Annotated in this window: 17 protein-coding genes; 12 read left to right on the top strand and 5 right to left on the bottom strand. The window is 36.0% G+C overall.

Features of this window, described 5'->3' with window-relative positions; genetic code table 11:
- Positions 1–10: 10 nt before the first annotated feature.
- Positions 11–574: a PilZ domain-containing protein gene (locus tag B9T35_RS17705; protein ID WP_086192549.1), complete on the bottom strand. Its 564-nt coding sequence runs from the start codon at positions 572–574 to the stop codon at positions 11–13.
- 22 nt (positions 575–596) lie between these two features.
- Between B9T35_RS17705 and B9T35_RS17700 the strand changes: the two genes are divergently transcribed.
- From B9T35_RS17700 to B9T35_RS17690, 3 genes are all read left to right on the top strand, one after another.
- The gene (locus B9T35_RS17700; RefSeq protein WP_086192547.1) at positions 597–1,832 is read left to right on the top strand and encodes a lipoprotein-releasing ABC transporter permease subunit; all 1,236 of its coding nucleotides are present in this window, start codon (positions 597–599) and stop codon (positions 1,830–1,832) included.
- Positions 1,825–2,508 carry a lipoprotein-releasing ABC transporter ATP-binding protein LolD gene (gene lolD, locus B9T35_RS17695; protein ID WP_086192546.1) on the top strand — a complete coding sequence of 228 codons (684 nt, stop codon included), beginning with the start codon at positions 1,825–1,827 and terminating at the stop codon, positions 2,506–2,508. The genes B9T35_RS17700 and lolD overlap by 8 nt, the downstream gene beginning before the upstream one ends.
- Before the next feature lie 116 nt (positions 2,509–2,624).
- Positions 2,625–5,066 carry a DNA internalization-related competence protein ComEC/Rec2 gene (locus B9T35_RS17690; protein WP_086192544.1) on the top strand — a complete coding sequence of 814 codons (2,442 nt, stop codon included), beginning with the start codon at positions 2,625–2,627 and terminating at the stop codon, positions 5,064–5,066.
- Here the strand turns inward: B9T35_RS17690 and B9T35_RS17685 are convergent.
- Positions 5,063–5,998 carry a lysophospholipid acyltransferase family protein gene (locus B9T35_RS17685; protein ID WP_086192542.1) on the bottom strand — a complete coding sequence of 312 codons (936 nt, stop codon included), beginning with the start codon at positions 5,996–5,998 and terminating at the stop codon, positions 5,063–5,065. The two genes, B9T35_RS17690 and B9T35_RS17685, sit on opposite strands and share 4 nt — an antisense overlap.
- 136 nt (positions 5,999–6,134) lie before the next feature.
- Between B9T35_RS17685 and sppA the strand changes: the two genes are divergently transcribed.
- Both sppA and B9T35_RS17675 read left to right on the top strand, forming a co-directional pair.
- A complete protein-coding gene (sppA, locus tag B9T35_RS17680) occupies positions 6,135–7,169 on the top strand; it encodes a signal peptide peptidase SppA (protein WP_086192541.1) in 1,035 nt (344 codons plus the stop codon).
- 141 nt (positions 7,170–7,310) lie between these two features.
- Entirely contained in the window at positions 7,311–8,126 is an 816-nt protein-coding gene (locus B9T35_RS17675; protein ID WP_086192539.1) for an alpha/beta fold hydrolase, read from the top strand.
- Positions 8,127–8,209: 83 nt separating this feature from the next.
- On the opposite strand, the gene purN is transcribed toward B9T35_RS17675, so the two are convergent.
- Together purN and purM are read right to left on the bottom strand one after the other, a co-directional pair.
- On the bottom strand, positions 8,210–8,842 hold the full coding sequence (gene purN, locus B9T35_RS17670; protein ID WP_086192538.1) for a phosphoribosylglycinamide formyltransferase: 633 nt from the start codon (positions 8,840–8,842) through the stop codon (positions 8,210–8,212).
- Positions 8,843–8,861: 19 nt separating this feature from the next.
- Entirely contained in the window at positions 8,862–9,932 is a 1,071-nt protein-coding gene (gene purM, locus B9T35_RS17665; protein WP_086192536.1) for a phosphoribosylformylglycinamidine cyclo-ligase, read from the bottom strand.
- A 134-nt stretch (positions 9,933–10,066) separates the two neighbouring features.
- Between purM and cxpE the strand changes: the two genes are divergently transcribed.
- From cxpE to B9T35_RS17630, 7 genes are all read left to right on the top strand, one after another.
- Positions 10,067–11,269, top strand: coding sequence for a chloramphenicol efflux transporter CxpE (cxpE, locus tag B9T35_RS17660; protein WP_086192535.1), 1,203 nt, complete (start codon positions 10,067–10,069; stop codon positions 11,267–11,269).
- 16 nt (positions 11,270–11,285) lie between these two features.
- Positions 11,286–11,993 (top strand): DnaA regulatory inactivator Hda, encoded by a 708-nt coding sequence (gene hda, locus B9T35_RS17655; RefSeq protein WP_086192533.1) that lies wholly within the window; start codon positions 11,286–11,288, stop codon positions 11,991–11,993.
- A 113-nt stretch (positions 11,994–12,106) separates the two neighbouring features.
- Positions 12,107–13,927, top strand: a complete 1,821-nt coding sequence (gene rbtA, locus B9T35_RS17650) for a rhombotarget A (RefSeq protein WP_086192531.1) — start codon at positions 12,107–12,109, stop codon at positions 13,925–13,927.
- Between the two features lie 13 nt (positions 13,928–13,940).
- Positions 13,941–16,352, top strand: coding sequence for a CSLREA domain-containing protein (locus tag B9T35_RS17645; protein WP_086192529.1), 2,412 nt, complete (start codon positions 13,941–13,943; stop codon positions 16,350–16,352).
- A 292-nt stretch (positions 16,353–16,644) separates the two neighbouring features.
- The gene (locus tag B9T35_RS17640; RefSeq protein WP_086192527.1) at positions 16,645–17,427 is read left to right on the top strand and encodes a tellurium resistance protein; all 783 of its coding nucleotides are present in this window, start codon (positions 16,645–16,647) and stop codon (positions 17,425–17,427) included.
- A gap of 8 nt (positions 17,428–17,435) precedes the next feature.
- Positions 17,436–18,560: a toxic anion resistance protein gene (locus B9T35_RS17635; protein WP_086192526.1), complete on the top strand. Its 1,125-nt coding sequence runs from the start codon at positions 17,436–17,438 to the stop codon at positions 18,558–18,560.
- Between the two features lie 32 nt (positions 18,561–18,592).
- Positions 18,593–19,513, top strand: a complete 921-nt coding sequence (locus B9T35_RS17630) for a hypothetical protein (protein ID WP_086192524.1) — start codon at positions 18,593–18,595, stop codon at positions 19,511–19,513.
- Positions 19,514–19,588: 75 nt separating this feature from the next.
- Here B9T35_RS17630 and B9T35_RS17625 read toward each other — a convergent pair whose 3' ends face one another.
- Positions 19,589–20,197 carry a DsbA family oxidoreductase gene (locus B9T35_RS17625; RefSeq protein WP_086192523.1) on the bottom strand — a complete coding sequence of 203 codons (609 nt, stop codon included), beginning with the start codon at positions 20,195–20,197 and terminating at the stop codon, positions 19,589–19,591.
- Positions 20,198–20,770: the final 573 nt, after the last annotated feature.

The following is a 20,770-nucleotide window of genomic DNA, read 5'->3' as shown; positions in this document are numbered from 1 at the left end:
TTTAATCCTATTACTCGATGTTGGCCTCAATACATTCTGAAAGCTTCACTTTATCTTGAGGGTGTAAGGTAATAAAGTATGCGCCAATGCGATATTTGTCTTGTTCATCTTGTTCTGAATAAGCAATTTTCGCAATGGCTGCAATATGAAAAAAGTTTTCAGGATGGCTTAACGTCACATGAATATAAGAACCTTGTTTCAGACTTTGATCACTAAAAAAGCTAAATCCACTTTCAGAAAAGTTCACATGCTGCGGTGACGGTAACAGGGTTTGTACAATTGAATCGTATAGAGAACCCGTTATAAGGTTTAACTTTTGATTAAATAAGGATAAGATTCGAGCAATTTGTTGATCTTTTTCATTTAATTGTTCCAATTCGTATTGAAGTGCATGATCAAATTGATCTAATTCTGCAAGTAGTAGAAAATAGCGCGGCAATACAAAATTAGGATCATATGGATCGTTAAGTGCAACTTCTTCAGAAATGACTTGATAGTTGATTCTTAATGCAGCATCTATACGAGACATAACACGACGCTCGTTTCCATCATTTTGATGCTGTAACGTTTCCATAAAACACCTCGGACTAGATGGTATGTTTAAACCAATCTCGCTGTATATAGGGTTGAGATACACTCGCGCACGGCGTAGTAATCACTTTATTTCTTTTATCGCTTTGGTTTCCATGATCGGTCTAACCTTAGGGGTAGCTGTACTTATTACAGTATTATCTGTTATGAATGGTTTCGACCGTGAGTTAAAAAACCGTGTTTTAGGTATGATACCTCAAGCCACTGTTTCTTCAACACAAATTTTAACAGACTGGCCCGTTCTTGAAAAGAAAATTGAACAGCATGAACATGTTACTGGTGTTGCACCATTCACCCAATTACAGGGAATGTTGACCGCACAAGGTCAAGTTGCTGGGATCATGGTCACAGGCATAGAGCCTGAGTACGAAAAGAAAGTATCTATCATCCAAAATCATATGGTTGCAGGTAGTATCGATCAGCTGAAAAAAGGTGAATTCGGTATCGTACTGGGCAAGCAAATGACAGATGCTTTGGGTTTAGGGCTGAATGATAATGTGACTTTGGTACTTCCTGAAGCAACGCCTTCACCAGCGGGTGTGGTACCACGTTTTAAACGATTTAAAATTGTCGGTATTTTCAGTATTGGTGCTGAAGTTGATTCAAGTTTGGGTTATATCGCACTGAATGATGCTTCAACTTTATTACGTTTACCAGATGGCGCACAAGGTGTGCGGATGAAGCTAGATGATATTTTCTTAGCACCGCAAGTTTCAAATGAAATTGTTCGTGAATTGCCAGGTAATTTTTATGCCTCAGATTGGACATATACTCACGGTAACTTATTTAGTGCAATTCAAATGGAAAAGGCGATGGTCAGTTTATTGCTGTTCTTAATCGTTCTTGTTGCTGCATTTAATATTGTTTCATCTTTAGTGATGGTCGTTACTGATAAAAAATCTGATATTGCAATTCTTCGTACTTTAGGTGCTTCGCCTGCCACCATTACCAAAATTTTTATGGTGCAAGGTACCGTGATTGGAGTGGTGGGTACAATCGCAGGTGCAATTCTTGGTGTTCTTTCAGCCTTAAGTATTAGCCATTTAATTGATTGGTTGAATACGACATTTGGCTGGCATCTTTTTGATGCATATTTCATCAATTATTTACCTTCTTATTTAAGATGGCAAGATGTGGCTGTGATTGTTGGATTGTCCTTAGTCCTTAGCTTTTTAGCTACCATTTATCCAGCTTTACGTGCTGCCAAAATTCAACCTGCCGAGGCACTTCGTTATGAGTAATGTGGTGTTAGCAGCAAATAATGTATATAAATCTTTTACGGATGGAAAATCGACAGTTGAAGTGATTAAAGGGCTTTCTCTTCAGATTAATGAAGGTGAGTTTGTTTCGATTGTCGGTTCAAGTGGTTCAGGTAAAAGTACGTTATTACATATTTTAGGTGGGCTTGATCGTCCTACGCAAGGTACAGTGGATCTAAATGGTTCACGATTTGATAATTTAGGTGAAGCTGAACGTGGTTATCTACGTAACCAGTATTTGGGATTTGTTTATCAATTCCATCATCTTTTACCTGAGTTTTCGGCTTTAGAAAATATTTCTATGCCACTGATGTTGCGTAAAAATGCAAACTTCAAAGAAGTGAAAGAGCGTGCTGAATACTTGTTAGAACGTGTGGGTTTAACTCATCGCTTAACCCATAAACCGGGTGAATTATCAGGGGGGGAACGTCAACGTGTAGCTTTGGCACGCGCTTTGGTTTCTCAACCAAAACTGATGCTTGCAGATGAGCCAACAGGTAATTTAGACCGTAAAACAGCAGGTAGTATTTTTGAATTGTTAAGTGATTTACGCCAAGAATTCAATATGGCGATGTTAATCGTGACGCATGATGAACAATTGGCGAAATCAGCAGATCGTATTTTGCATATGCAAGATGGTTTGTGGATTGACGACTAAGCTTGAAAGAAATGGTTTAGTTATCAAAAAAATTAAATCCGATCAGTAACCTTGTTAAAGCCCATGTAAATGGGCTTTAATTATTTTATAGAATAATAAATTATAGATATAAATTCATGTTTCTGCTTTGTATTTTAATCGGATGGATTTTCGGTATTTCGACGATGGGAAAATTTATTCCCGAATCATTTATTTCATCAGCACCTATTTTCTATATTTTTAGTTTTGTTTTTATCGTCCTTCATTTTTTCAAAAAGCGAATAATTCAACCATTTTTCTTTAAGTGTATTTTTGCCTTTTCACTCACGATGAGTGGTTTCTTCATTGGGCAAGTGTATGCAGATCATGCTTTAAATCAGCGGTTACAACTGAGAATCACGAATGTCCAAGAAACATCAGCGATTGTTTATATCGACTCAATAGGGCAGCTTTCTAGCGATGGTGGTACTAATTTAAGAACAAAGCAAAAAGCTTTCATTTTGAATCCGAATGCTCAAACAATTTATTGGATGCTGTATAGCAAAGAACAAGCAGAGCAGAATCATTTTCAAATAGGTCACTATTATCGTGTCAGTGGTACGGTAAAACCTGCACATGGCTATGCAGTGGATGGTGCTTTTGATCAGGAGCGTTGGTTTCTGCAAGAAAATATTATGGCGAGTATGCAAGTTCAGTCTATACAAGCAGTGACTGATGCTGAGATTCAGCAATTGGGCTATGCCAGTTTTATCAAAGCACAACAAGGTTTTATTCCTAAATTGAAACGCTATGTTGAACAAAAACGTCTAGATTTTAGAGGCTTTATTCAGCAACAACCTTTAACGCAGAAAGGCTTGATATTGGCGTTATTAACAGGGGATGAAAGTTTATTGTCTCAAGAGACACAGACTTTATTTAAACGTTTAGGGATTTCGCATCTTTTGGCAATTTCTGGGCCACATGTTTTAATTTTTGCAGTTCTTTTTTGTTTTTTTATTACCCAATTGGTTCAACGTGTTTATCCACAAATATACTTAAAAATTCCAAGACCTTATTTTATTCTTATTCCATTTTTACTATGTGTTTGGCTTTATACCGCTTTTGTTGGTTTTGAAATACCTGCAATGCGTACCTTTTTAACCGTATGTTTAATGACGATAATACTGTTACTTCGTCAGTCAGTGAATGCCTTGAGTTTATTATTGTTGAGTGCAAGTCTATTGTTGTGGGTAGATCCATTTAGTATTTTGTCCGCTGCATTTTGGCTGTCTTATGGTGCATGTTTTATTCTCATTCGAGTGTATCAAACCATTCAACAACAATCAGATGATGCAGTTCAAACATGGCAAGATAAGGTTAAGTTATTTTTAAAGGTCTTGGTTGAATCTCAGTGGAAAGTTTTTATCGCTTTATTTCCTTTGGTGATTCTTATTTTTCAGCAAGTTTCATGGCTTTCACCATTCGCGAATTTAATTGCTATTCCACTCATTGGTGTGGTTATTGTTCCGTTAGAAGTAATAGGCGCGTGGTTAAGTTTATGTATAGAACCATTGGGTCTAATTTTCTTTCATTTGGCAGATTGGGCATTACAATTTTTGCTTTCAATACTCATATTTTTAGACCAAGGCTTAAATGCCAAACTTTCTTGGATCGCAATAACACCATGGGCATTGGTTTGTCTTACATTAGGTGTTTTGATCTTATTTCTGCCACAAAGTGTTCTACCTAAAGCTTGGGCAGTTGTATGTCTATTTCCAATATTGGTGACAGCAAAATCGCAAAGTGAATTTGAATTAACAGTCTTAGATGTCGGGCAAGGTCAGTCACTTTTTCTTAATTTACCCAAGCAAAAAATTCTGATTGATACAGGCGGGTATTATGATGAAAGTAAATTTAGTATGGGTGAAAAAGTCGTTATTCCTTATCTGATGAAACAAGGTATTTCACATTTGGACAAAGTGATTTTATCGCATCTCGATCAAGATCATAGTGGTGCCTTTGCTTCAATCCAAAAAGAAATAAAGATTCAAGATGTGTATTCCAACGAGAAGGATCAACGCTTTGATGTTTCAAATTTTCATTATTGCTATGCAGGACAAAAATGGCAATTTGATCAAATCAAAGTTGAAATTTTATCACCTTCTGAAAATATGCTCAGTCAGGTAAAGAATAACCAAAATGAATTATCTTGTATTGTTTATATACAAGTTCCTCAATCTAATAGTTATCAGAATTTTTTAATTATGGGAGATGCTGGATGGGAAACAGAATACCAGCTTTTACAACAATATCCTGATTTAAAAGTTGATGTGCTTATTTTAGGTCATCATGGTAGCCAACACAGTTCATCTTATGCATTCTTAAAAAGGTTAGTGCCCAAACTTACGATTGCCTCAGCAGGTTTTAATAATCGTTATGGACACCCACATCCTATTGTTTCAGCACGCTTAGATGCGTTGACTATTCCTATGCAGACCACCATTCAACAAGGGAGTATTGCATTTCAGTTACAGAGAAATGGTCAAATGAAGATCCAGCATTTTAGAGAAACGAAAAAATGGTTACAAACTCAAAATTAACCATTCTCTCGAACTTGTGCTATTTTTTTCAATGCTTCAGCTTTTGGAAGATGATATAGATCACCCAACTCAGGATTGGCTTTAAAACGCTTATAGCTCCAATGATAATGTTCAGGATAGCGTTGAATTAAATCTTCTAAAGTTTGATGGATAATTCGAGTACCATCATCTGCTGAACCTGAATAAATGTGTTCATTAATCGGCTCAATAAACATATTAAAGTCATCGCTTTCATTGCGAATGGCATAAACCAACAAAGCACGCGCTTTGGTTTTTTGAATCAGTTTTGCACTCAAATTACTGGATGCCAATGGAACACCAAAATACTGGATCATATCACCACCCACATTGGGTGTATGGTCAGGCAAAATAACAGTTGTTCCACCTGTTTTGAGTGCCTTAAAAATTTGACGAACACCTGACTCATCCGTAGGGACAAGTTTGGCTTGTTCACGGCTACGTGCCACTCGAACAAAATTATCTGCATCTGCATTTTTAATGGGCTTATACATAATCGTCATTTGGGTGTATTGAGCAAACCATGCATTCATGATTTCCCATGTTCCAAAATGAGGTGCGATTAAAATTAAACCTTTTTGTTCTGCTAAAGCGGCATGGAAATATGCTTCACCTTGAATTTGATGAATACGTGAAATATTTTTTTGATTGGTGCTTCCCCAAATCGTAAAAAATTCCATATAAGACTGTAATTCATTACGAATAGCACTACGCGTGATGTGTTCACGTTGTTTAGCTTCTAACTCAGGTAAACAAATTTCAATATTCAGCCGAATTGTTTCTGATGTTTTTGTGATATGTAATGTATTAATGATTCCTGCAAGAATTTTTGCAAAAAATCTAGAAAATAGAATTGGTTGTCGGCTAAAAAAATTTAGAAGACGTGTTGTCATAGAGTGTTTTTTTTCAGTCATCGTAATTCAAAGCATAATGCTGAGGTCGAGGCGTATTGTGATTTGAAATTATTATATGTTAAATCTCAATGTTTAAACAGTTTAACTGTTTCGATTGTATATAATGAAGCATTAAAAATTAATTTGGATGGTATGTATGTCCGATTGGCCACCTCAACCACAAAATGAAAATAGCAATAGTCAAATTCCACCTTCAGGGCAACCTACAGGAAAGGAATGGCAAATTTTAGAGAAAGCTGTACTTGCTTCTGTTGAAGAGCAACGTCGTAGCCGCCGTTGGGGAATCTTTTTTAAAATTTTGACCTCGCTCTATGTTCTTTTTGTCTTGGTAATGATGATGAAAAGTTGTTCATTTAGTTCGGATGGTGAAAGTTCTGGAACGACATCAGATAAACATTTAGCGGTTGTTAATGTGATTGGAACTATTGATTCAAGTAATCAAGGTGTGAATAGTACAGATACGATTAAATCATTAAAAAAAGCATTTGAGACAAAATCTGCACAAGCTGTGGTACTGAATGTAAATTCTCCAGGTGGATCACCTGTGCAATCTGATGATATTTGGCAAGAAATTCAATATCAAAAGAAACAGCATCCTGAGAAAAAAGTGTATGCGGTGATTGGTGATATGGGTGCTTCTGGCGCTTATTATATCGCTTCTGCTGCAGATGAAATTTGGGTGAATCCATCAAGCCTTGTTGGTTCTATTGGTGTGATTATGCCGAATTATGGTGTTAGTGGTTTGGCTCAGAAACTGGGTGTTGAAGATCGCACAATGACATCGGGTGTGAATAAAGACATTCTCAGCATGACGAAACCAGTGAGCCCTGAACAAAAAGCGCATATTCAAGCTTTATTGGATAATGTGCATAGCCATTTTATTAATGCAGTGAAACAAGGTCGTGGTACTAAGTTAAAATCACAAGACCCTGCAATTTTCTCTGGTTTATTTTGGACAGGTGAGCAAGCTATTAAATTGGGTATTGCAGATAAAGCTGGCAATATTGAAACTTTAAAGCGTGACTTGAAAATCAATAAAACAGTGAACTATACAGTCGAACGTAGTCCATTTGATTCTGTGCTTGGTCGTGTAGGATCAGAAATGGGTCAGGGCTTAGGTGAAGCTGTGAGTCAAAAGTTGGGTACGAGTCAGGATGTGAAAATGCAGTAATGATGACATCTCATTATTGAATATCTTGTATCAGTATGAAGAGGCTTTTTATTTTTGCTCTAAGGTGAAATTAAAGAGCCTTATGCAACTCTGTAAAAATGCTATTGATGTCTATTAAAGCTTGAATATAAAAAGGAAGCCATGAGTCATACGATTGTTAAGCCTATTATTCATTTTGCACACGCCAATGGTGTCCCATCTAAGGTCTATACGAAGTTGTTTGACCTTTTCAAGGATGAGTATGACATCATTTATGTACCCTTGTTGGGCACGGATGCACGATATCCTATTGATAAGCAATGGTCTAATTTAGCAGACCAAGTCATTGATAGTATTGTGCAACAGAGCAAAGGGCGGAAAGTGATTGGTTTAGGGCACTCATTGGGTGCAGTCTCAACTTTTTTGGCTTCCTTTAAGCGTCCTGAATTATTTGAGCAAGTGATTTTACTTGATCCACCTTTGATTATGGGGAAAGCCTCCTTTCTTTTTCAAATTGCCAAGACATTTTTGCCGAAGCAATTGGATCAGATGACGCCTGCGCGTTTAAGTGCGAAGCGCCGTGATCATTGGGATTCTCGTGAGCAAGCTTATGAATTATTACGCTCAAAGAATTTATATCAAAAATTTGATGAAGCGTGTTTTCAGGCTTATATCGATTATGCATTGATTGAAGACCCAGTGAGAGGTGGGGTAACCTTAACCATTCCAAGAGATAAGGAAGTGGCTATTTTTAGAAGTGGACCATCTTATTGGTGGTTGCCTCATGCTCAACCTAAGATCCCTGTATATATGGTTGTTGGAAAAGAAAGTCCATTTTTAACCCAGAAATTTCCGCAAATGGCGCAGAAAAAATTTGGAATACCTTTTACAGTGACTGAGGGTGGTCATATGTTCCCATTGGAGCATCCAGTTAAAACAGTTGATTTAATCAAGCAGTTGATTCAAGAACAAAAATAATTATTTTGAAATTTAGAGTAAATAAAAACGCATCCTGAGATGCGTTTTTTTAAATCAGTACTATTTAGATATTGCAAAAAATATTAGACATTACAAAACTGAATGGGTTTCTCTAAATGTTGACCTTTATAAAGAACGTTTCCATTTTCAAGATGCTGAATTGTACCATTGCAGATCCATTCAACAGCTTGAGGGTAGATGATATGTTCAAGTACATGTACACGTTGCGTTAATGAATGAGCATCATCGTGTAAATTAACCTGAATTACTCCTTGAGCAAGGGCTTGACCTGCATCCAGTTCAGCAGTGACATAATGCACAGTGCAACCATGCAAAGTATCACCCGTATTTAACACACGTTGATGAGTGTGCATGCCTTTGTAATAGGGCAAGAGAGAAGGGTGGATATTCACCATTTTCCCTTCCCAAGATTGCACAAATTTGGCACTTAAAATACGCATAAAGCCTGCAAGAATCACAAGATCAATATTCCAAGCTAACAATTGTTGATGCATGACATCATCAAAAGCTTCACGGTTTGGATATTGTTTATGCTCAATAATAGCAGTTTGAATGCCGTTTTTTTTTGCACGCTCTAAAGCATAGGCTTCAGGTTTATTGGAAATAACCCCAACGATTTTCCCTGAAAGATTGGCATCGATCAGGGCTTGTAAGTTACTTCCACTGCCTGAAACAAGAACAGCAATTTTGATCATGAGATTTACTTATACAGACTTATGCAAAGATTACGCGAATCTTTTCGTCAGCACCGTCAACAGATTCAGCATTGTCTTGAATGTGACCCATTGCCCAAGCTTTTTCACCCAGACTTGTTAGTAATTCAATAGTTTTGTCTGCATCAGCTGCATCAACGACAATGACCATGCCTACGCCACAGTTAAATGTACGGTACATTTCAAACTGTTCAACACCACCTTCACGTTGAAGAAGTTTGAACAATTCTGGCCATTCCCAAGAATTTTCATTCACGACTGCTTGAGCACCATTTGGAAGAACACGAGGTAAGTTACCTGGTAAACCGCCACCTGTAATATGCGCCATTGCATGTACATCAACATCTTTGCAAAGTTGAAGTAATGATTTTACATAAATACGTGTTGGCTCCATTGCAACATCTGCAAGCGGGCGACCATCTACCATTTGTGTTAAATCAAGATTTTTAACATCAATAATTTTACGAAGCAAAGAGTAACCGTTTGAGTGTGCGCCAGAAGAAGCAACACCAATCAATACATCACCAGCTTTGACTTTTTCACCATCAATAATTTTACTTTGCTCAACTACACCTACGCAGAAACCTGCAAGATCATAGTCCTCACCTTCATACATGCCTGGCATTTCAGCAGTTTCACCACCAACCAATGCACAGCCTGCAAGCTCACAACCTTTACCAATACCCGTAACTACATTAGCAGCGACATCAACATTTAAGTGACCTGTTGCATAGTAGTCAAGGAAGAATAATGGTTCAGCACCACAAACAAGAAGATCGTTTACACACATTGCAACCAAGTCTTGACCAATTGTGTCATGACGGTTTAAGTTGAGTGCTAAACGTAATTTTGTACCCACACCATCTGTGCCAGATACGAGAACAGGTTCTTCATAACCTTTAGGAATTTTACAAAGTGCGCCAAAACCGCCTAATCCGCCCATTACTTCAGGACGTGATGTGCGTTTAGCGACAGATTTGATTCGGTCGACGAGTGCGTCTCCCGCTTCAATGTCGACACCTGCATCTTTGTAGCTTAAACCAGTGTTTGGGGTAGAAGTTGAGTTGCTCATAATGAAGTCTCCGCGTTCGCGCGGCGATTATACCTGAATATACGAAACTCTTATGTTATTTATGCGCTAAAATGCTATCTTTACTCAAATATTTTACTTTTTATAACGATTAAATCTGAATAAGGCGTGATTAAATGCACGATCGGACATTAAAACGAATTTTTATTCTTGCAGGCATTGCACTGATCCTTTGGGTTCTTTATTTATTGAAACCTGTAGTGATTCCATTTGTCGCAGCTTTTCTTATTGCCTATCTATTTAGCCCTTTGGTTGAAAAAATCAATAAATTCCTACCAAGATGGCTTGCGATTGCAATAGTCTTTATTGTCATCGGTGTAGGGGTGACATGGGCAATGTGGTTTGTTGTTCCTTTGGTTTGGAAACAACTGATTTATGCGAGAGATAGTATACCTGAAGGTATTCACTGGATTAACTCTACTTTTTTACCATGGGTTTCGCATAAATTTAATGTTGAAGCAATGGAGATTGATACTGAGCAACTGTCTAAAATTGTAATGGAATATGTACAGACCAATTATAGTGCTGACAGTATTCAAGCGATGGTGCTTAAAGTTGCCCAATCTGGTTTAAGTTTTATTCAAGTTGGCGGTACTGTTGTTCTGATTCCAATCATTGCATTTTATTTCCTCCTCGATTGGAAGCGCATGCTATTAAATTTAAAAAATTTAATTCCTCGTCAATATGAAACGAGTACATTAAATGTTGTTGCAGAATGTCATAGCGTATTAGGTGCCTTTGTTAAAGGTCAATTTTTAGTGATGATCTTGCTGGGTATTGTTTATGCAGTAGGTTTGCAATTGATTGGTCTTGAAGTCGGTCTCATTATTGGTATGGTTGCAGGTTTGTGTAGCATCATTCCTTACTTAGGCTTTGGTGTCGGAATTATTTCAGCCATTATTGCGACCTTATTCCAATTCGGATTAGATTGGACACATTTAGCACTCGTCGCTGTTGTTTTTGGGATTGGGCAGTTACTTGAAGGTTATGTATTACAACCCTTTTTATTGGGTGATAAAATTGGTCTTTCACCTGTTGCTGTCGTTTTTGCTGTACTTGCGGGAGCACAATTGGGTGGCTTTGTTGGAATGTTGATTGCCTTACCTGTTGCTGCAATTATTGTGGTTCTATTGAAGCATGCAAAAGAGTGGTATGAGCAAAGTCAGTTCTATCAATCTGCACAGTCGACAGTGGTGATTGAAAACAACGGTAATGCACGTACTGTTTCAGTGGAAAGTGATCAAGTTAATCTTGATATTGAATTTAAAAACACGCAAGATACTGATGATACAGTCAAAATAAACCAAGACCGACATTAAGGATAAATGAGTAGATATGCGTCAATTACAGTTGGACATAGAACCTCAGTTGGATGCCAGAATCAGTGATTTTTCTGGACCAGGATGGGGCCCTGTGATTGATGCAGTTAGACAGTTGCATGCAGGTCTGATGAATCGTTTTTACTTATATGGTGGTGCAGGAACTGGCAAGAGTCATTTGCTTTCAGCAATTTGTGATTCATATTTAGATGTGGGTAAATCTGCAATTAAAGTATCTTTATTAGAATTGTTAGATGCACCTATTGAAGCGATTACCTCATTAGAAATGTATGATCTGGTTGCTTTAGATGATATTGAGGCAATTAGTGGTGTTCCGCATTGGCAAAAAGCAGTCTTTCATTTAATTAATAACAATAATGAAGATGGTGGACAATTGGTATTTTCTTCTCGATTTGCACCGATAGAATTAAAACTCGAATTACCAGATTTACAATCTCGATTAACACAAGCAGTTAGTGTTAAAGTACCGAGTGGGCATTCGCATGCAGATCGACAAGCTTTACTTCATTCTGTGCTTGAACGTCGAGGTGTACATTTTGACCCACAAATAACGGAATATTTGCTATTACATGGTCCACATCAAACAAGTACACTATTGCAGTCAGTCGAACAGCTAGAAAAGTTACTTAAAGGTGAAAAGACGAAACTGTCTAATGCAACTTTAAGACAAATATATGCATTGATTGACGAGTACAAACAGTAATGAAAAATTGTTGAGAATTTTTTAGAGCTGTGACAAAGTACCCACAAATGGATTGATAGCCAAGCTTTGTGCTGGCTAATAAGAAATAATTAAAATAAATCAAGGAGACTATAATGCTCAAACGGGGCATAGGCTTAGGATTATTATGTATTGCTGGTCACGCATATAGCGCAAATATTACTGTAACAACAACTGAAGACGTTGTTAAAACAGATGACCAATGCTCGTTACGTGAAGCAATTGCATATGTCAATCAGGGAATGCCAGAAGCTGGCTATAATGGTTGTGGTGGTAAAGAAGCAACCAATGTCATTGTTCTCAATGGTAAATCTGAATATAAATTAAATAACCAAATTTCAATTTATAAAAGTCTCCAGATTAAATCACTCTATGATACCAATGTTACAGAAACGAATATTCTAGGTAAAAATAATGCTGTGATTAAAATGACTGGAAAAGATCGGTTATTTTTAATTGATCACAGTCTTGCACCGCCAGCCACGAATGCAGATGGTACAGCAGTCGATAATACGGCACTAATCGCTGTGCAATTTTCTGAAGTTTCTTTAGATGGTTGCGGTCAAAGTACGTGTTCTGATCAAGGTGGCTTAATTTATAATAAAGATATTTTGAATATTCAATATGCTCAACTTCTTAATGGTAATGCAAACAAAGGTGGCGTAATTTATAACGCAGGCATTTACGAAAAAAATAAAGCTCTGAGTTCAGTATCTATTTCTAATAGCCTAATCAAGTCGAATAAAGCCAGCCAAGGGGCTGTGATTTATAGTGAAATTCCTCAATTTGTGATCTCTCAATCCGTTGTACGTGATAATGAAGTATCAGATAGTAGTGCAGCATTATTTGATATTGGCACTGCTTTTGATGAAGAAACCAGTAAAAATGCAGGAACTGTATTAAGTCGTGGTATTTGGAATACAACAATTTTTAATAATAAAGGTTATATCGTTAAAGTTTTTGATGGAATGCTAATCAATAACGTGACAATGGTTATGAATACAATGGGGCTAATTTTTAATGCGCCCTATAATCAAGCTTATGTTTCAAATAGTATTATTGCAAAAAATGGTAGTGAAGATTGTAAGGTGATTGCAGGTGGTGATGCGACACACATGAGTAATAATCTTTATTCTGTAGGTTGTGCAGGAACAGGTTCCCAAGCTTTAGGCGCTATAAACTTAATAGCGGGAAGTACCACTGAAGGTAAATGTGATCTTTCGACTGATGGTATTCTTTGCCCATTTAAAGATTATGCTGATGTCGCTTTGGGTTATTTTAAACCAAGATTACTCTCCAGTTATAAAAAATTATTGGATTCACTGATTGTTAATCATGGCCCTGATTCTAGTAATACAGCGCTTATGACATGTGAAGGTACAGATCAACGTGGTAAAACACGGCCTGCGAATACAGAGCTTTGTGATATCGGTGCTATTGAGCTTGTAGTAGATACTTCAACCAGTTCAAGTATTGGTGCTGATATTTATTATGGTGAAACAGGAAAAATGACGATTGCAGATCAGCTACAAGATGGTGAGTTGATTGCAGCAGACCAATGCCAAGCATTATTTGGTGACAATCCAACTGGAAAACCGTGGCAAATTGGTTGTATGAAAATTCTACAAACCAACACGCTATCTAAAGGATCAGTCACAATTACCCAAGATGGTGATGTAACTTATGTTCCAAATGGAAATTGGCATGGTTCAGATGAGTTTAAAATTTTAGTTGTAACAACAACAACACGTTTTAGTGATTCAAAAAATCCTTATATTGAAATACCAACACGTATAGTTCAAAGTCCGAAAGATGATTTTGAAAACAAGAAAGTAGATGTGTCAGGTGGTAGCGCAGGTTTATTCACACTCATCTCATTATTTGGATTATTGGGCTTCCGTCGATTCAAAAAATAAATAGGGAAATGTAATGAAAAACTATAAAAAGGGAATATTAACCCTCACGATTCTATCTGCAATGTCATTAATGGCAGCAGATGATAAAACCATTTACGTCAATACATTTGATGATGAAGATGGAGAGAATACAAGTAAGTGTTCATTGCGTGAAGCTGTGACAGCGGCTTCTACGCATAAATCCTATGGTGGATGTGCAACTGGACAGACTTATACAACAGTAACCAACGTGATTCAGTTGGAAGCAGGTGAATATAAGTTAAACAAAGAGTTACAGCCTCTGACGGCAATTGTGATTCAGGGTAAGGCACCTGTTGATTATAGTCGCCCAGATGTTTTGACCAATGCTTATCCTGCACAAACAGACCTAAAAACTGTGATTAATGGGCAAGGTAAATCACGAATTATTAATACGACAAGCACAGATAAACCATCTTTGGCTTTAAATAATCTTTTATTAAAAGATGGTTATAGTTCTACTTTAGGTGGAGCTTTATATTTGGGTGGAGCAACAACATTAACAAATGTTTCTATTCAAAATGCTAAAGCCCAAGTGGGCGGAGCAATTTATCTGAATGATGTGAGTAGTAGTTTAACGATTACTAGTGGTAATTATCAGCAAAATGATGCAGTACAAGGCAGTATATTTGCCATGACGTGTAGTGATAATCTAATTGATACCACGCGTAATGTAACGGTTGAGTCAGCAAGCTTTTTAAATAATGGTTCAGCAAATAGTCAAAGTGCGTTTAGCTTTTGTGGACAGCCGACAGCAAGTTTTACTGCGAATACAATTACCAATAACAGTGTGAATCTGAACACAGGTAGTCTTATTCAATTTAGTTCGAAAACGCCTCAGGGAAAGACGTATTTAAGTAAGACATCAAGTTTAACCTTGTTGAGTAATACGATTGTATCCAATTCAGCATGGGCGACTTTGCTTTATAACTCATTTGGTACAAAAGTATTGAGTAATAACATTTTAGCATTTAATGGCGCAGGAAAGTCTTGTCGTTATGCGGATGGCGATGTTGCTGATGTTAAAACGACTAATTTTGGTTTGACTAATAATGCATTGGTTTTGACAGCTGGTGATGATCAATGTGATTTGCCTACCGAAGTCGTGAAAGCAATTAAAGATACAACTCTTGATTTATCAGGTGTTGCTTTTTCAACAGTATTAAGTACTTTACAAAACCCATCTGAATATACATCGTACATGTATATGTATTTTCCAAAAGATAATGGTACTAAAACAGATTTAGTTGATACAGCATCGATGGCGTGTAGTGCACGAGATCAACGCGGTGTAAGTCGAACAGCTTCAATTAATTCGACTGGACAAACTGAAACAAGTAATACGTGTGATATTGGGGCGACAGAGGTACTTCGTTTAACAGCTGGAAATCTAACGGCTGTGAATCAGTCTATTGTAACAATCTTGGGTGGTTACCAAAAACAATACGATACTTTTAAATCTTTGATTGAAAATAAAGATACCAACCCTGATTTTTTACCTTATTATCGTGCACAAGAAATGACTTATGATAATAATTTAAAATATACAAAATCAGACCAAAAATATAGAACAGTATTTGTTGATCCATTTGCAACGAATCTACCTGATGAGACTGTTTTGGCAAATGGCGGTCGAGAAATTAAGCATCTTTCTACTGATAATTATGATGTGACTGTAAGTAAGTTAGGTACAGGTAAATTAGATGCTAATAATCAATTTTTAGGAAAAGATGATGCAAATCTTAGATGTGAATGGGATGCAAATCTGAAAAAAATCTTGGTCTATCGTGTTGATGATGCCGTTACGCCAACAGGTGATTATGAATTCTGTAGCTATACATTGACTCTGAAAAACTCTAATCCTGTAAAAAGTTCAAGTGCTTATGTTGTAACGAATTTTATCAACATTGACCCTATCGCCAATGATGTAAGCTATACCATTCAACATGGTGGTTCGCAGAAGATTGATGTGAATTTACTTGAGAATGCTAATGATGATGGTGATGGTCTAACCAGCGCTTTAGTTACAAAGCCAAATAAGTCTAAATTTTATCTTGATGAGAGTGGGCAAGATTTAGCAATACGCATTACGAGTGTACCTGATCCAGTTTCTGTTACAGCAGATCGTTCAGGACCATGTCCAGGTGATGATAAAAAATTGACATGTTATGGTGGTAAGATTCATATTCAACTTAAAAATACTTTAGATCCATTTGGTTATAAATTTAAATATGTTGTTTATGATGCTGATAGCTTAGTCTCTAATGAAGCAACAGTTACCTTAAATAATACCGATAGTTCACCTTCAAGTGTACGTGAAAGCGGTGGTGGTTCATTTGAGTGGTTCAGTATTTTCGGATTATTTGGATTGTTGGGTCTACGATTACGCAAACAAAAAATGGGTTAATTCCTCTTTTAAAAAAAGCCAGTTTATTTTTGAACTGGCTTTTTTATTTATTTGATTTTTTACATATTTATACTTACTAAGTATGAAGCTTATATTATATATTTCATAAATTGGCATCTTGCATAAGACGTCACAACTTCTTTTTTTCTCTTTTAGGAAGAGATGAAACGGCTTTAATGAAGAAGTTTAGTCTATAGTCAAATACAGTTTATATTTTTAAAATTTGAAATTTACCTTATTGAATCTTATATCAGTGTTCATTATAAAATTCTCGGTTTGGATTCCATCCATTATGCATCAGTTTACTGAGTTAGTCCCTTTAGACAAAGTTGAAATTTCTCATGAGGAGTTGTTGTCCATTAAGCGTAATGATTTAGTCCCTGTATTAGAGAATCAAGGATTACTGAACTATTATGCTGATCAGTTGGTACAAGCCCAGTCAGTATTATTGAATGGGGTTAATCCTCATTTAACTCAGCAATTGAGCCAACTCATGGCACAAATTGTACAACATCTTTTAGCGTCACAAAAAAAACTTAAAAAGCGAACTTTTAATACATTGCAAAAGTGGTTGGGCTTAGATTTAGAATTTAATGCAGGGCAAGTGAAATATTTAAATGATTTAGATCGCTTAATTGGTGAAGCGAATATTTTAAGTCAAAAACTATACATCGAAGTACAAAAATCTCAGTTTCGATTTCAGCAAGCCATTGGGCTACGTGAACAAATGGCGAAGTATGTTGTTGCAGCACAAGAATTTTTGCATGAATATCCAAATTTTGTTAAAAATAGACATCCATTAGATAATTTTGAAGATCGATTATCTAAAAAAATTAATACTTTGCAAACTTTACAAACCAGTAATGATATTGCTTTGACGCAAATGCAGTTGACTCAACAATTGTCTTTTAGCTTGTTGGATCGTTTTAAAGAGGCACAACAGGTACTTATCCCTGCATGGCAATATCATTTAAAACAAAGCACTGAAAATCAATCGCAAACCTCATTGGCTGAATTGGATCAAAGCCGTGAAAAATTAATTCAAACATTAAAGCAATCATTAGAGCAAAAATAAGGTGTCCTATGAATGAATCAAATCCGAATTTACCTGTTGAATCATCAACTGAATTGCAGTTACAAAAATTTGAAGGTTTAAATTTAAAAGAAATTGGTTTACAGGCCGAAGATTTTGCTGAAGTGATGAATGCTCAAAAAGAATTGGCGGAGATTAACCATGCGTCAGTTTCAGAATATGGCAAAAGCATTGCAACGAAGACCTCTGCTTATACAGATGAATTACTGAATTTAGTTAAAAATAAAGACTTGGATGTGACTGGTCAAAAGCTGAATGAAGTAGTACAAGTTGCGCAACAATTAAATACATCCAGTATTTTAAGCCCATCAAAAAGCTCTGGTTTTATTGGTGGGATATTAAATAAGTTTAAAGGTGCAAAACAAAGTTTTGATCAACATTTTAATACAACTAAAGAACAAATTGATGGCTTAGTCAAAGAAATTGAAACGTCACAAACAGGGTTGAAAGCACGTGTAGAGACTTTAGATAAGATGTTCCTTGGTGTGCAAGATGAATATAAGCAACTGGGTATTTATATTGCAGCAGGTTTATTGAAACAACAAGAAATTCAACAGCAAATCAAGATATTGTCTGCTCAAGAGCAAGATCAACAAACCAATCAACGAGTTTATGATTTAAATCATCTTGCTAATAATTTAGAAAAACGTGTCAGTGATTTACAAGTTTTACAACAATCTGCGATGCAGACTTTGCCGATGATTCGAATTATTCAATCGAATAATATGATGTTGGTTGATAAGTTTTATGCGATTAAAAATATCACCTTACCTGCATGGAAAAATCAAATCAGTTTGGCAATTTCATTACATGAGCAAAAAAATAGTGTGCAACTTGCCAATACCATTGATGATGCGACCAATGATTTGTTAAAACGTAATGCAGATTTATTACATCAAAACTCTGTTGATACCGCTAAAGCCAATCAGCGTTCAGTGATTGATATTGAAACCCTTGAACATGTACAAAATACCCTCATTAAAACAGTCAATGATGTGATTCAAATTCAAAAAGAGGGGATGCAAAAGCGTGAAGAAGCTTCAACTCGAATTCGTGCATTACAAAGTAACTTGCAGCAATTGGTTTTAGATTCGAGTTCAAATAGATCAAAGTGATCATTTAAAAACTGATGAAATAGAGGCGTGCATTGACAACAGAACAAGATTATCCCGTGCAAGTACAGCAGATTGAAACAGGTATCACCGTACTTAAGCGCAGACAAAAAAAACTCATGTTTTCAAGTATAGGCATGAGTATAATTTTTATCGTGAGTTTGTTCACTTTATTTGTACAACAGGATATTGTTTTAAGCCTCTTTGGATTATCACAACAGGTGGAGCAATTGCATCTGCCTTATAGTATTGATGCGAATTTACGTGATTTTTTAGATCAGCCTGATTATTTATTAAATCTTTTTTCATGGTTTGGTTGGCTTGTTCTAAAAGTGATTGTGGCTTTTACTGGTGCCTTTATTATTGTTTCAATTTTGAAAAAGTTTCGTTTTTTTCTAATTAGATTTCAATCTTTTGTTTTAAAATTTGTGGCTTGGCTCGTTGCATTTATTATTCTTTGGTCAGGTTTAACGTATTTACAATATGATTTAAAAGATGATGAAGCTAAGCAATATCAGGCATTCGTACATTATGATAAAAACATTCAGCAAAGTGATATTTATCAATATTTACAGCGCTCCAATAATCCTGAACCTGTGCAATCTTATGTACTGGCACAAACGGCTCTTTTACATAAGCCTGTAGATCGAGATGTTGCCATTGCCTATGTGTCGAAGTTGGTTCAGTCAGAGCGTACAGATCCACATTTTCTGGAATATGGGTTTAAGCCTGAACAAATTTGGAGTATGCAACATCAACTGTATGGAAAATCAGTGAGTCCAATTGCTATAGGTGTAGAATCTCAGGTAGTAAAAGCCAATCGATGGGCTGAAATTTCACAGTTTATAGTTGCTGGAATGGTTGTACTTAGTTTTATTGTAAGTTTGTTCTTGTATTTGTTAGCTTCAAGATTAAAAAAACGGTTGGTGCGGATTTCACAGCAACTTAGTTATTAATTTAAACTGTTTACGAAAAATGAATCAATTGAAATATCAAAAAAGCCCCTGATGGGGCTTTTAAGTTTTGGGATTTTACCCAGCTTGTAAAATTAACTGTCTGAGTTCCAAGGTTGAGAAAGACTGATCCCAAATTTCGCCATCAACAATATAATAAGGAGTTGGATGTAAACCAAAGCTTTTCACATATTTGGTAATTTCAATTTGCTTATCCGCAATTTCTTTATGTGGAATTGAACGTAATACTTTATTGCCATCTAAACCCACGCCTTCAATAATTTCTTTAATCACTTCAGGGTTCGCAATATCTTTACCATGCGCAAATAGGGCATGGAATAAAGCTTGTGTCAGTGCATATTGGTCAAAATTATTATCCAAAGCCAAAATTGCTTGATGTGCCAATTGCGTATTCGGCATACGTTTCATATGCTCAACATCAACAGTCAAATCTTCACTATAGGCAGCAAACTTTGCCATATCAAGTTTACGATTTGCCTCTTTAGATCCATATTTCTCAGTGAGATATTGATATACGTTGAGACCTTCTTCAGGAATTTCTGGGAGAACTTGAATCGGCAGTAATTCAATTTTTCTTGCGGTGGGTTGATTCCAGTGTTGTTTTAGCTTTTCAAAAGCAACATAACTCATGGGATAAGCGATATCGAATACAAATTCAATTTTCATTGGTCTGCCTCTAAATTTTGTTATGGTATTCACTTTGATTTTGTAAGAAAGTGAATATTGCAACGTGGTAGAAAGTAAGAATAAACATCATTTTTAGAGAAATTGTTTCTACGTTTTAATCTAAATTACAATTTTAGATTAAAACTATCTTGGCTAATCAGGGATCAATTTTTGTTGAGTGATTGTCATAGAAATGATCTATTTTTTTGTTATTAATATTGCTTTAAGGTTGAAAGAGTCTTTCAAATTTATTGATATATATTATTTTATTGAAGATAAGAACCCTTAACTTTAAAAGTAAATCAAACGATACAAGTGAAGCAATGAGAGATCAATAATATTTTCACATAATCTATATAACCGATCATATTAATAAAAACAAACTGTTTTATCTATTTATAAAAATAGCTTAGTATAGCGTTAATGAATGAAATTTAACGCCTTTGGAGCTTAGCAATGTTAGATCAAAATATTAAAGCACAACTCAAAGCTTACTTAGAACGTTTAGAAAGTCCAATTGAATTGGTCGCAGCATTAGATCACTCTGACAAAGCTGAAAAAATCAAAGAATTG

Source organism: Acinetobacter sp. ANC 3832 (assembly GCF_002135415.1).
Classification (GTDB): domain Bacteria; phylum Pseudomonadota; class Gammaproteobacteria; order Pseudomonadales; family Moraxellaceae; genus Acinetobacter.
This window is presented reverse-complemented; position numbering and strand designations above follow the sequence as displayed.

What these genes read in the sequence shown, in the direction of transcription:
- B9T35_RS17685 (WP_086192542.1), bottom strand. Translation starts at nt 5,998, where the DNA reads ATGACTGAAAAAAAACACTCTATGACAACACGTCTTCTAAATTTTTTT.
- B9T35_RS17690 (WP_086192544.1), top strand. Translation starts at nt 2,625, where the DNA reads ATGTTTCTGCTTTGTATTTTAATCGGATGGATTTTCGGTATTTCGACG.
- B9T35_RS17700 (WP_086192547.1), top strand. Translation starts at nt 597, where the DNA reads ATGTTTAAACCAATCTCGCTGTATATAGGGTTGAGATACACTCGCGCA.
- purN (WP_086192538.1), bottom strand. Translation starts at nt 8,842, where the DNA reads ATGATCAAAATTGCTGTTCTTGTTTCAGGCAGTGGAAGTAACTTACAA.
- hda (WP_086192533.1), top strand. Translation starts at nt 11,286, where the DNA reads ATGCGTCAATTACAGTTGGACATAGAACCTCAGTTGGATGCCAGAATC.
- B9T35_RS17640 (WP_086192527.1), top strand. Translation starts at nt 16,645, where the DNA reads ATGCATCAGTTTACTGAGTTAGTCCCTTTAGACAAAGTTGAAATTTCT.
- B9T35_RS17635 (WP_086192526.1), top strand. Translation starts at nt 17,436, where the DNA reads ATGAATGAATCAAATCCGAATTTACCTGTTGAATCATCAACTGAATTG.
- sppA (WP_086192541.1), top strand. Translation starts at nt 6,135, where the DNA reads ATGTCCGATTGGCCACCTCAACCACAAAATGAAAATAGCAATAGTCAA.
- cxpE (WP_086192535.1), top strand. Translation starts at nt 10,067, where the DNA reads ATGCACGATCGGACATTAAAACGAATTTTTATTCTTGCAGGCATTGCA.
- B9T35_RS17645 (WP_086192529.1), top strand. Translation starts at nt 13,941, where the DNA reads ATGAAAAACTATAAAAAGGGAATATTAACCCTCACGATTCTATCTGCA.
- B9T35_RS17625 (WP_086192523.1), bottom strand. Translation starts at nt 20,197, where the DNA reads ATGAAAATTGAATTTGTATTCGATATCGCTTATCCCATGAGTTATGTT.
- rbtA (WP_086192531.1), top strand. Translation starts at nt 12,107, where the DNA reads ATGCTCAAACGGGGCATAGGCTTAGGATTATTATGTATTGCTGGTCAC.
- B9T35_RS17705 (WP_086192549.1), bottom strand. Translation starts at nt 574, where the DNA reads ATGGAAACGTTACAGCATCAAAATGATGGAAACGAGCGTCGTGTTATG.
- purM (WP_086192536.1), bottom strand. Translation starts at nt 9,932, where the DNA reads ATGAGCAACTCAACTTCTACCCCAAACACTGGTTTAAGCTACAAAGAT.
- lolD (WP_086192546.1), top strand. Translation starts at nt 1,825, where the DNA reads ATGAGTAATGTGGTGTTAGCAGCAAATAATGTATATAAATCTTTTACG.
- B9T35_RS17675 (WP_086192539.1), top strand. Translation starts at nt 7,311, where the DNA reads ATGAGTCATACGATTGTTAAGCCTATTATTCATTTTGCACACGCCAAT.